The sequence below is a fragment of the Desulforapulum autotrophicum HRM2 genome (assembly GCF_000020365.1).
GTDB lineage: Bacteria > Desulfobacterota > Desulfobacteria > Desulfobacterales > Desulfobacteraceae > Desulforapulum > Desulforapulum autotrophicum.
In genome coordinates this window covers 761,783-774,160 of the sequence record NC_012108.1, presented here as the reverse complement: position 1 = coordinate 774,160, position 12,378 = coordinate 761,783, and the positions used below count along the sequence as shown (strand labels likewise).

10 protein-coding genes are annotated in these 12,378 nt (G+C 51.1%); 8 read left to right on the top strand and 2 right to left on the bottom strand.

All coding sequences use genetic code 11. The features are described 5' to 3' along the window. Positions 1-5: 5 nt before the first annotated feature. On the top strand, positions 6-800 hold the full coding sequence (locus tag HRM2_RS03335; protein WP_012663050.1) for a TatD family hydrolase: 795 nt from the start codon (positions 6-8) through the stop codon (positions 798-800). Here the strand turns inward: HRM2_RS03335 and HRM2_RS03330 are convergent. Both HRM2_RS03330 and HRM2_RS03325 read right to left on the bottom strand, forming a co-directional pair. After that, complete coding sequence (locus tag HRM2_RS03330; protein WP_041273020.1) at positions 787-1,977, bottom strand: vWA domain-containing protein; 1,191 nt, start codon at positions 1,975-1,977, stop codon at positions 787-789. The genes HRM2_RS03335 and HRM2_RS03330 overlap by 14 nt on opposite strands. A 259-nt stretch (positions 1,978-2,236) precedes the next feature. Further along, complete coding sequence (locus tag HRM2_RS03325) at positions 2,237-3,094, bottom strand: AAA family ATPase (RefSeq protein ID WP_012663048.1); 858 nt, start codon at positions 3,092-3,094, stop codon at positions 2,237-2,239. 328 nt (positions 3,095-3,422) lie between these two features. Between HRM2_RS03325 and HRM2_RS03320 the strand changes: the two genes are divergently transcribed. From HRM2_RS03320 to HRM2_RS03290, 7 genes are all read left to right on the top strand, one after another. Continuing rightward, the gene (locus tag HRM2_RS03320) at positions 3,423-3,623 is read left to right on the top strand and encodes a twin-arginine translocase TatA/TatE family subunit (protein WP_012663047.1); all 201 of its coding nucleotides are present in this window, start codon (positions 3,423-3,425) and stop codon (positions 3,621-3,623) included. 258 nt (positions 3,624-3,881) lie between these two features. Next, positions 3,882-6,497 (top strand): [protein-PII] uridylyltransferase, encoded by a 2,616-nt coding sequence (glnD, locus tag HRM2_RS03315; protein WP_012663046.1) that lies wholly within the window; start codon positions 3,882-3,884, stop codon positions 6,495-6,497. A 29-nt stretch (positions 6,498-6,526) separates the two neighbouring features. Further along, positions 6,527-6,865, top strand: coding sequence for a P-II family nitrogen regulator (locus HRM2_RS03310; protein WP_012663045.1), 339 nt, complete (start codon positions 6,527-6,529; stop codon positions 6,863-6,865). Between the two features lie 35 nt (positions 6,866-6,900). Further along, positions 6,901-8,313, top strand: a complete 1,413-nt coding sequence (gene glnA / locus HRM2_RS03305; protein ID WP_012663044.1) for a type I glutamate--ammonia ligase — start codon at positions 6,901-6,903, stop codon at positions 8,311-8,313. Between the two features lie 263 nt (positions 8,314-8,576). Continuing rightward, positions 8,577-9,719, top strand: a complete 1,143-nt coding sequence (locus HRM2_RS03300) for an MFS transporter (protein WP_012663043.1) — start codon at positions 8,577-8,579, stop codon at positions 9,717-9,719. Between the two features lie 5 nt (positions 9,720-9,724). After that, on the top strand, positions 9,725-11,470 hold the full coding sequence (locus HRM2_RS24915) for an ExeA family protein (RefSeq protein ID WP_012663042.1): 1,746 nt from the start codon (positions 9,725-9,727) through the stop codon (positions 11,468-11,470). Next, the gene (locus tag HRM2_RS03290; protein WP_012663041.1) at positions 11,467-12,219 is read left to right on the top strand and encodes a general secretion pathway protein GspB; all 753 of its coding nucleotides are present in this window, start codon (positions 11,467-11,469) and stop codon (positions 12,217-12,219) included. Before HRM2_RS24915 ends, HRM2_RS03290 begins: the two co-directional genes overlap by 4 nt. Positions 12,220-12,378: the final 159 nt, after the last annotated feature.

Below are 12,378 nucleotides of genomic sequence, written 5' to 3'. Positions count from 1 at the left end.
AAACCATGAGGCTCTTTGACAGCCATTGCCATATTAACGATCCCTGTTTTGAAGAAGATTTTGACCCAATGCTCGAGCGCGCCAGCGAGGCCGGGGTTAAGGCCATGATGATAGCAGGGGTCAGCATTGAAACATCTGAAAAAGCCATCTGCCTTGCCCGAACACATGGCAATATATATACGGCCGTGGGCATCCATCCCCATGATGCCGAAGGCTGCACCTCTGAAACCATCGATACCTTAAAGGAACTTGCCCAGAACGACTGCGTAAGGGCCTGGGGAGAAATCGGCCTGGACTTTAACCGCATGCACTCGCCGGCCAGTGTTCAGGAACTATGGTTTGAAACCCAGATGGCCGCAGCCGAAGATCTCGGCCTGCCAATGATCTTCCATGAACGAGACTCCATGGGACGGTTCCAGGAAATGGTCAAGGCCTTCAACTTCAAGGCTCCCCAAGGCGTTGTCCACTGTTTTTCAGGAACAAAAGAAGAAATGTTCAGCTACCTTGACCTTGGCTTTCACATCGGCATCACGGGTATCCTTACCATCAAACAACGGGGGGCCGAACTTCGCAGACTGGCCCCCATGATCCCAGAGGATCGCATCCTCATCGAAACGGATGCCCCCTATCTCACCCCTGCCCCCCGGAAAAACAAGGTGCGTCGAAACGAACCCGCCTTTGTAAAATTTGTAATGGAACGGCTGGCCGAGGTTAGACAGGCGGATATTGAAACCTTGTCTGAAACCGTGTGGAACAACACCTGCAAGCTTTACAATGTTGACCGTCCTAGCGGATCATAAGACGGGATACAGCCTTTTCCAGGCCATCCAGGGAAAGTTCAAACATGGGAAAAACCGAAGAAATGGCCATGATGGAATGGGTATACCCCCACATGGACTCCTGCACGGGATTGAGCCACACACAATGGGCAAAGGTTTCAGCGATGAAACGCAGGCGCTCAATGCTCGGCTTGCCGCTCCTGCCACTTACGTGGATGGAACCGTCGGCAGCCATGAGTTCATAGGGTGCCATGCTGGCATCCCCAAGAACAATGAAACGGGTTTCAGGATCACGTCGGGTAAAATCATCCACCCGTAAGGGCTTCCGATATCGCTGGGGGTCTTCCCACACATGGTCGTAGATGGTGTTGTGGAAAAACACCGTCTTGACCTCCTTGAACTGGGCCCGGGCATAGTCAAACAGGGTCTGAACCACGGAGATGTAGGGATCCATGGACCACCCCCCGTTGTCAATGGCAAGGATAATCTTGAGGCGGTCCCGCATGGATCGATCAAAAACAAGCTCGATCTCACCGGCATTTTTCATGGTTTTGTAAATAGTGTCGTGGATGTTGATCTCGTCCCTGGGACCGGTGGGCACCATGTTGCGAAGTCTTTTTAAAGCTTCTCCCACCATGGCCTGAGTTAACGGCCCCCTTGCAGAGTAGTCCTTGTAACGCCGCTCGTTGGCAACTTTTACAGCAGACTTGTTCCGGGACTCTCCACCGACCCGCATACCGCCGGGGTGGTAGCCCGAGTGCCCCACCGGGGATGTGCCGCCCGTGCCGATCCATTTGTTTCCACCCTCATGGCGGCCCTCCTGGTCTTTGAGCCGCTGTTTGAAATAGTCGATGAGTTCATCCGGGGAGAGATCGGCAAGTTTGGCCGGATCAATACCAAGGGCGTTGGCCAGCTGTTTGGGATTTTTCAGCCATTCGTCAAGCATGGCCCTTGCCACCTCATCAACCTCAAACCCACTGCTGTCGGGGAGCGCGACACCTTCAAAGCAGAAGGCAAACACCTGGTCGTAGAGATCAAAATAACGTTCACTCTTAACCAGAACGGCCCTGGCCGTGGTATAAAAATCATCCAGTGTTGAGACAAGCCCCCTGTCCAGGGCCTTTTGAAGGGTTAAAAAAGCCGTGGGTGAGACAGGAACCCCCACCTCCTTGAGCTTATAAAAAAATGTGATGAACATGGTCCAGCCCTCTCCATATTTATAAGAAACTCGTATCATTCCGTCAACCAGAGGAAGGTATTGCCCTCCGCTCATTCTCGCAGCCCGTCCTGGGCTGCTCCGAGGGAAACGGCAGCTCCTTCAGCGTCCATGCTGACCGCTGCCGTTTAATCCGCTACGGGCAAAACCTCCCTCTGGTCGCCTCTGCTGTCGAAGATTCAAGTTTCATGCTTCGTTGTGGCAGCAAGCCATAAGCCATACCCTGCTCCGGCCATGCCGACTAGAAAAGCCGCCGCCTTGGGGTGAGGCTTCTTGCCCGGTCATAGTCCGGACTTTTCTTGAACAACACCCCGAGAAAGGGGAGTTCTCCCTTGATAAGGTCCCTGGACTTAAAGTCTGGATCGGCATTCAAGGCACGAATCCAGTTAATCAGCTCCCTTGTCGCTGGTTTTTTTTCAACCCCGTCCAGTTCACGCATGGTAAAAAATGCGTTGATGGCATTTTCGGCAAGAGTCTTGTCGATATCGGGAAAATGAATGTCAATGATTTTTCTCATCATTTTAGGATCGGGAAAGGCAATGTGGTGGAAATTGCACCGACCCAGGAATGGATCGGACAGGTCCTTTTTGGCGTTTGAGGTGATGATGATCACAGGCCGGTTCACGGCCTTGATTGTCTGGTCGGTCTCAATGATGTCAAACTGCATCTGGTCCAGCACATCCAGCATATCATCCTGGAAATCGGTATCGGCCTTGTCGATCTCGTCGATGAGAAGAACGGTGCGGTGGGGTGCGGTAAAAGCCTGGCCGATCTTGCCCATCTTGATGTAATCATCGATATTGCTCACCTCCCGCATGGAATCTCCAAAGCGGCTGTCGTTGAGGCGGGTCAGGGTGTCATACTGATAAAGGGCTTCAATAAGCTTCATGCTGGATTTCACATTGAGCACAATCAGAGGCATATCAAGACTTTCGGCAATTGCGTAGGCCAGCATAGTCTTGCCAGTTCCGGGCTCGCCCTTCAGCAGAAGCGGCATCTCAAGGGCCATGGAAACATTGACGATTCCTGCAAGTTCACTGTCAAGCACATATTTGGTGGCACCGGAAAATCGTACATTTGACGGGCTGTTGTGTGTCATGGGAACTCCTGTTAAAGGTTGCACAAAAATATTATGTTTTAAATTCATATACCCCGCATCTGATAATTTTTCAATGATTAGAGCACTAACGTTTTTAGATGTAAAATTTAATCCCGGGTTCCAGGTCATCCCATCTCATTTGGTTTGAGCCTGAAAAAAAACCGGCACCCGCCCCCATAAAAATTTCTGGAACAACTCCAAAAGGCATGAACAAAGCATCTGGAATGGGAACGCTTCTAAAACATTGACACTTCACAAACACAATGGTATCTATTTCATTTGATTTTACGCAACAGGCAACAAAATATCATAAAAACAGGAGTAGGTGATGATTGGTGGACTTGGAATGCCAGAACTGATAATTATCCTTGTGATTATCCTCATCATATTTGGAGCGGGAAAACTTCCTGAAATCGGCTCTGGAATAGGAAAAGGGATCAAGAATTTTAAGAAAGCAACCCGGGATGCAGAACTTAACGAAGGCGACAAGGACGACAAGGAAAAAGAGCAGGAAAAATTGGACAAGTAGTATCCCGTCAAGCCTGACTCACCGGATTTCAACCTGGAGCCGCAAATTTTGTGCGGCTTCAGGTTATGCCACTTCTCATTTATTACGTTTTTGTAAATTTGATTCCTTTAATGTAATTTTTTTAAAGCAATCAAATCCTGGAATGCAGTACCGGCGAACCTCTGACCCCGGGCACAGAAATTGCTTATACATTCTCCAGTCGTGCAGTTATGACTCTATCGGCTCAACCATAATTGTTACAAAAACTTCCAGGAGACCATGGATAAACTTGATTCCCAGCAATTAATAGAACGACGCAATGTCCTGGTAGAGCGATTTCTGAAAAAAAGACAGCCCGAATTTCTTGTTGCCTTTACCCAAATTCTGGATGAATACTTTCAGACGGTCTTTACCAAAAGTGACGCAGCCCGAACCATGCTGACCAACGGCAACCCCGTTGCCCTGATTGCCCTTGGCGGGTATGGTCGCCAGGAGCAATGCATCCATTCTGATGTAGACCTTCTTGTTCTGTTTGAAAAAAAGATTCCTCCAAACGCCGACGATCTGATCAAGGAGCTTGTCTACCCCCTGTGGGACGCCCGCCTTGAAACAGGTTATGCCGTCCGGACCATCAAGGAGTGTCTCTCCATGGCCTGGGAACAGTTTGATGTGATGACAACCTTCCTTGACGCAAGGTTCATCTGCGGCGCTTCCCACGTCTACCTCCTGCTCATGGAGCGGTTCAAAAAGGAGCTTAACAGGCGCCACCTTGCCACAAGCCTTACCCGGCTGGTGAAAAACGGAGAAAAACGCCACACCGATTTTGGAGATTCCACCTATCTGCTCGAACCCAACCTCAAATCCGGCCACGGCGGGTTAAGGGATTACCACACCCTGCTCTGGTATGGGCGTATCAAGGCTGACATAAAGACCAGAAAAGAGCTTGAACACCATGGTTTCCTCTCCCATGACGAATTTGAGACCCTTGAGGAAGCCCTCAATTTCATCTGGCAGGTCCGAAACATGCTCCACTATCTGACGGGCAGAAAATGTGACCAGCTCCATTTTGATCACCAGGTGGAGGTGGCAAAACAGCTGGGCTATCATGATAAAAAGGGTCTGGCCGGGGTTGAGATTTTCCTTGGCGACCTTCATACCCGCACCGACTTCATCAAACAGATCACCCAGGTGGTGACCGAAGACATCCTTTTTACCCGGTCCCCGCGCTTCGGAAAGCCACGGATCAAACCGACCAAGCACCCCGGCATTATCATCCGGCAGCGAAGGCTTTACTTTTCGTCGGTTGAGGAGATCCCCTCTCACCTGGAGCTTCTCCTCAAAATCTTTGTGGAGAGCGGACGACTCAAGATACCCATCTCCCTTGAGTCAAGGCGGATTGTTGCCGACTTTGCCCCTCTAATTGACAAAGGCTTCAGAGAGTCCCCGGCCAATGCCCGGGATTTTGAAAAAATCCTCGCCTCCTCCCTGTGGGAGTTCAACGTTCTGTTTGTCATGCTGGCAACCGGACTTCTCGAACGGTACATACCTGAGATGTCGGCCATCGCCAACAAGATCCAGTACAATCAGTACCACCTTTTCCCCGTGGACAAACACTCCATACGCTGTGTTCAGGTGATCAACGGATTCAAGCGTCGGAAAAAAGATTCTGAAGCCGATTTATACTCAGCTGTTTTCAATGAGGTCAGAAACAGAAGAATTCTACTCCTTGCGGCGCTTTTCCATGACATTGGCAAGGGAGATCCCGCCTCTGAACATTCGACAAAGGGGGCTCAAATAACAGCCGTTATTTTAAAACGTCTGGGGTACAATCCCGGAGAAATCCAAGAGGCGGTTTTCCTGGTACAAAACCACCTGTTTCTTGTCAAAACGGCCACCAGAAGGGATATCAGCGATGAGGAGACGGCCGTATTCTGTGCAAGCAAAATAGAAACAGTCAGCAGATTAAGAAAACTCTACCTCCTGAGCGTCGCAGACTCCATGGCAACCGGATCCAAGGCATGGAACGACTGGACCGAAAACCTCCTGCGCGATCTTTTTTTAAAGACCCTCAACATCCTGAAAAAAGGGGAACTGGCTTCAAAAAAAGCAACCCGGGTTATTGAGGCTAAAAAAGCGGAGGTTCTGGCACTCAAACGCGACGGATGGAGCGAAAGCAGCCTGCTCCGGGAACTTGACTCCATGGCCAACCGCTACCTCCTTCATATGGCGCCCGACGTTATTGTTGAGCATTTAGAGCTGTTCAAAAAGCTTGGAAATAAAAATTTCACCTGGAAAATCTCCCGGGAAGCCAACTCAGACGTCAGAACCGTGGCCATCTGCGGAAGAGACAAGCCCGGGTTTTACTCCAAACTTGCCGGTGTCTTTTTCCTTAACAACCTTAACATTCTGGGGTCCCAGGCCTTTTCGTGGGGCGGAGAAATTGTACTCGACATATTCAAGGTGACCCCTCCGGCCGACCGCATATTTGAAGCGGAAAAATGGGAGACCGCCGAACAGCAACTATACAAGGCCTTGGACGACGACACCTTTCTCCAGCGACTCAGGTCAAAGATTCCAAAAACACTTACCCCCCCCAAGGGAAATATCCTCAGACCCAACCTTGTCAAAATAGACAACGCTACCTCAAGTTTTTTTACGATTATTGAGGTCTTTACCTATGACTTCCCTGGCCTGCTCTTTGCCGTAACCAACGCGCTGTATCGCCAGGGGCTTGATGTCCGCATGGCCATGGTGGCCACAAAGGTGGACCAGGTGGTGGATGTATTTTACGTTCGCTCCATGGAAGATAACAAAATTCAATCAGACGAAAGGGCAGAACAGGTCAAACAGACAATTTTAAAGGCACTTCCGAAAATAACCATGGGCACGGAATAAAGCCATGCCCGACAATAAGGAGATTCTTAATGAAAAAAATTGAAGCAATTATAAAACCGTTTAAACTCGATGATGTCAAGGAGTCATTAAACGAAATCGGAATCCATGGCATGACCATCACTGAGGTCAAGGGATACGGCAGACAAAAAGGACACAAGGAGATTTATCGTGGCGCCGAGTATGTGGTGGACTTTGTGCCCAAGATCAAACTTGAAATCATTGTTGACAAGGAGAGGGCCGATGAAGTAGTGGAAACCATATGCAAGGCCGCCAACACGGGTAAAATCGGCGACGGAAAAATCTTTGTCATGCCCGTTGAACAGGTCATCCGGGTCAGGACAGGGGAAAAAGGGATCGAAGCACTATAGAACCCAATTCCAACACACAAAGGTGGAGGCAAGAGATGAAGGCAAAAGACGTTGTTGCAATGATAAAAGAAAAAAACATCCGAGTAATCGATATCCGATACATGGATTTTCCAGGTACCTGGCAGCATTTCACCGTCCCTGCCTGCGAATTTACGGAATCCTCGTTTGAGGACGGCTTTGGATTTGACGGTTCAAGCATGAGGGCCTGGCAGAATATTGACAACAGCGACATGATCGTTGTGCCGGATTCTTCCACGGCCGTAATGGACCCCTTTTTTGAAGTTCCCACCCTGGCGGTGATCGGAGATATTCTGGACCCCATCACCCATGAGCCCTATTCCAGGGATCCCAGGTACATTGCAAAAAAGGTCGAACAGTACGTCAAGAGCACGGGTCTTGCCGACACCATCTATGTGGGACCTGAACCTGAGTTTTTCATCTTTGACAATGTGCGATATGCCTCGGAAAACAACGCCAGCTTCTACGAAATCGACTCCAAGGAGGCCATCTGGAACTCCGATCGTGATGAAATGCCTAACCTGGGCTACAAGATCCGCCACAAGCACGGCTACTTTCCCCTGCCGCCTTCAGATCAGTACCAGGACATGAGAACCGAAATGATGCTCACCCTTGAGGATCTTGGCATTGCCATGGAGTGCCAGCACCATGAGGTTGCAACGGCCGGCCAGTCTGAGATCGACCTGAGGTTCTCAAGCCTTGTCAAAATGGGGGATCAACTGGCCTGGTTCAAGTATGTGCTGAAAAATGTGGCTGCAAAGTACAACCACTCGGTCACCTTCATGCCCAAACCGTTGTTTGAGGACAACGGGTCGGGTATGCACACCCATCTTTCCCTGTGGAAGGAGGGAAAACCGTTGTTTGCCGGCAACAAGTATGGCGGGGTATCTGAGATGGCATTGTTTGCCATCGGCGGTATCATGCACCACTGCAAGGCGTTGTGTGCCATCACCAACCCCACCACCAATTCTTACAAGCGCCTGGTACCCGGGTTTGAAGCACCCATCAACCTTGCCTACTCAAGCCGTAACCGAAGCGCTGCCATACGCATTCCCATGTACTCCCAAAACCCGAAGGCAAAACGCATCGAATTCAGAACACCAGACCCCTCGTGCAACGGATATCTGGCCTTTTCCGCCATGACCATGGCCATGATCGACGGCATCCAGAACAAGATGGACCCAGGTGATCCCATGGACAAGAACATCTACGATCTGCCACCTGAAGAGCTGGCAGAGATGGGATCGGCCCCGGCTTCCCTTGAGGAGGCCCTGGATGCCCTTGAAAACGATCACGCCTTTCTGCTCAAGGGCGGTGTCTTCACAAAGGACGCCATTGAGCGCTGGATCAAGTACAAACGCGAAAACGAGGCAAAGGAGGTGAGCCGTCGGCCCCATCCCCATGAGTTCTTCCTCTACTACGACATTTAGATAGTATTTGAACGAAAACTCACCCATCTGCGGCGTTGGTGCAAAATTTTGCAATCCTCACGTACAATAGTACGCTCCGGTTTCAAAATTTTTTGCGCCTTGCATATGGGCAAGTTTGTGAGCATAGCTCCTCTTCGAGCCGTTCAAAAACGCGTTTTCGTTCAAACAATAGATTGATCCCAGATTTCATAAAAAGGGCCGAGAACAAAAATCCCGGTCCTTTTTGACATCCATCACCCAGGCGCTACCCAACCAAAGGCCCCATGGAAAAAAAGCCCTTCCAGACCACCAACGTCGTTCTTCTCTCATTTTCACACTTTGTCCATGACATTTACACAAGCTTTCTTGCACCCCTTCTGCCTTTGATCATTGACAAACTCAGCATCAGCCTCGGCCAGGCTGGGGTGCTGTCTACCATGCTCCAGTTACCCGCCCTGCTCAACCCCCTGATCGGCGCCCTTGTGGATAAAAAAAGACTTGCACGTTGGCTTGTCATTCTAACCCCCAGCCTCACGGCCGTTCCCATGAGCCTTGTGGGAAATGTGGACTCATTTGCAGCACTCTTGTTTCTATTTCTCCTGGCAGGGACCAGCGTGGCCCTGTTCCATGTACCAGCCCCGGTTCTCATCTGCCAGGCATCGGGCAATCAGGTGGGCCGGGGAATGAGCTTCTACATGGCAGGCGGCGAGGCTGCAAGAATGCTCGGACCGCTGATTGGCGTTGGTTTTGTCAGCCTGTTCGGCCTGGATCACTTTTATCCGGTCATGCTCTTTGCCATTGCCACCTCGATCCTGCTCTTCCTGAAACTCGCCCCGGTGGAAATAACGCCCCCACCCGCAAAAAAAGCAACTTTTTCCTCAGCATTTACCATTCTCGGGCCGGTCCTTGTTCCCCTGGCCGGCATCCTTTCGGCCAGGGCCTTCATGCATTCGGCCATGGCCGTGTTTCTTCCCGTATTTGTGGAACGGCAGACCGGGAACCTCTGGCTTGCCGGATCTGCCCTTGCCTGCTATGAGGCCATGGGCGTGGTCGGTGTTCTTACCAGTGGAACCTTGAGTGACCGCATGGGCAAGCGCCGCATTCTTTTCATTGCCCTTGCCGCAGCCCCGGTCACACTTCTGGGTTTTGTGATGTCAACAGGCGTCATACGTTTTACCATGCTCCTTTTGACCGGCTTCTTTATCCTCTCAACAACACCCGTGATGCTGGCCGTTGTGCAAAAGGCAGGTAAGGAAAGTCCCGCTGCCGCAAACGGTCTATTCATGATGGTTTCTTTTGTGGTAAGATCATTCACCATTGTGGCGGTGGGCATCATCGGCGACCATACGGGCCTTGAGACCATGTATGTAATTTCGGCCCTGGCAGGATTTTGTGCCCTGCCCTTTCTCGCAAAACTCAAGGTCTGAACACCATGTACAACACCTATTTCGGTTTTAAGGAAAAGCCCTTTAAACTTGTCCCCAACCCTGAATTCCTCTTTCTCGGGAAAAGCCATGAAGAGGCCCTTGCCCACCTCACCTATGCCACCACCCAGGGAGATGGGTTTGTGGAAATAACAGGGGAAGCCGGTACGGGCAAGACCACCCTGTGCCGTGTATTCCTGGAAAACCTTGATCCAGGTGTAGATGCCGCATTTATCTTTAACACAAACCTGGATGCCCTGGGGCTCTTAAGGGCCGTCAACAAAGAACTCGCCATTGACGCCACAGCCGACACCCCCACCGAACTCGTTGAAACCCTGAACCATTTTCTCGTTGAAAACAGCCGCCGGGGAAGATCGGTGATTCTTCTCATTGACGAAGCCCAGAATCTCAGCATCGAAACCCTGGAACAGCTAAGAATGCTCTCCAACCTGGAGACCACAAAGAACAAGCTGATCCAGATCATCCTGGTCGGTCAGCCTGAACTTGAAACGCTTCTGGGCTCCCATGCCCTTCGCCAGCTGGGCCAGCGCATCAACCTGAGCTGCCGCCTGCTGCCCATGAGCCTCAATGAGACCCGGGCATATATCAACCACCGCGTCAATGTGGCATCCAGAAGAGAGGCCAATCTCTTTGCCCCGGGTGCCCAACGGTCGATCTACCGCTATTCCGGAGGCATACCAAGACTGATAAACATTGCCTGTGACCGGGCACTGGTTGTGGCTTACAGCCAGAACCGCCCCAGGATCGCACGGTCCACGGCAAGGCTTGCCATCCACGAACTTTCATCTCGCGGGCAAGGGCGACGGCCCGCCCTGGCAACGGCTGGAAGATTCTTACTCCCGGGGCTGATTGCCCTGGTGATAGGCCTCCTGGTTTTCCACAGGCAGATTTCGTTTCTTCCTTTTTCTTCACCCCCTTTGTCTGTCCAGAACGCCCAGCAAAGCACAGGGACAGACGTTCCAGTCAACCTCCCGTTATCAACGCCGTCCCCAACAATGGACACGCTTTTACCGATTGTTCCTGGAATCAAAAAAAAGGTTACACAAGGCCCGATCCGATATCAAAAAACCGTTCGGCACTACCTTGCTGAAAACAGCCCCACCGCCACCCGGGAGACCACCCTGGGTCGTGTAATCTCAATATGGAAACAGCAGATTACCCCCACCATCACCCCCATGGTCAGCCAGATCCAGGCAGACCATGACTTTTTCAAAATAGGGGCCATGGAACAGGGATTGGCGGTAATCCGCCTTAAACAAGACGTTTCAATAATCAAGGCACTCAACCTGCCCGTTATCCTTCCCTTTATCCTTCCAGACCAGAACACGAAGGGCTACCTGCTGGTTTCAGCCATAGCAGACCAGAACGAGTGGATCATCACGGCAGGAGAGGCTCTGGACGCCTGCAGAATCCTGCCCGAAACGCTTGCCCCCTTTTTAACCGGGATGGCCTATATCCCGTTCCGGGAGAGCCCAGGGCTAAGCGGTATCATCTCAAAGCGTTCCCCTGGCTCCCAGATTATCAACCTGAAGCTTCTCCTGAAAGCCATTGGGTTTCAAGGCATCAACCTGACCGCTGATTATGACGACAGGGTCAAACAGGCCATCATTGAAATCCAATCAGAAAACGGAATCACCGTCGACGGGCTTGCCGGCCCCATGACCAGGATCCTTCTCTACAACAGGGTAAGCTCATTTTCCACGCCCCATTTAAGGAGTCCAGGCAAACCGTGAGCAGCATATTAAAGGCCCTTAAAAAACTTGAGCAGGAGACCCTGGAGGAGCAGACAGAACCCACACCTGCCATGGGCCTGAATATCCGACCGGAACGAAACCGCCGGAAAGAAAAAACCCGCCGAACAACAAACAAAACAACCCCGTGGATCTGGATCATTTTCCTGACCCTGCTTTTCATCGGCGCTGGCACATTTGTAACCTTTTTTTTCCATGGCCCTGGAACGGTGACACCGGCTCCACCCAAAACAGCCCAGGCCCCAGAAACGGCTCCCATTAAAACAGAGGCAAAACCAACACCCGACATTGCCGTTGCCAGACAGCCAAAACCCCCTGCCCCGGTAGCCCAGGCAGAACCATCACAGCTTCCTTCCCCAGCACCCCATGCCGCCCCACTCCAAAGGCCTGGGTCCAGACATCAAGGCTTGTCACCACAACTTTCCAAGGCCATTCCCCCTTCCGAACCTTCTCCACCGGCCATGGGAACCCTTGATTCTTCACCACAACCACCTGCCCCCAAACCCAATCAGGTTACCGGCACTGAAATTTCAGTCATGGAAGACGCAAACCTGACAATCAACGCCATATCCTGGTCAACGGTTCCTGAAAAACGCCTTGCCGTCATAAACAGCATCCTTGTCCGGGAGGGACAGACCGTGGGAGGATTTCGCCTGGTTGAAATTGAAGAAGACCAGGTGATTGTAGAGCAATCCCAAAAAAAATGGCGGGTGATGTTCAGGCTTCGGTAAACGCCAGAAATGATATTCTCAGTTATTGGATTTTAAACTTTGGCCCTTAGGGTCATGGAAACTTTGCCCAATCCAGGGCACCGATTTTTGAGTATTGCCGGGTGGGGTTGTGATCAACCCCACCCCGGCAATACTTGCTTCATCTGTTTATCGATGTTT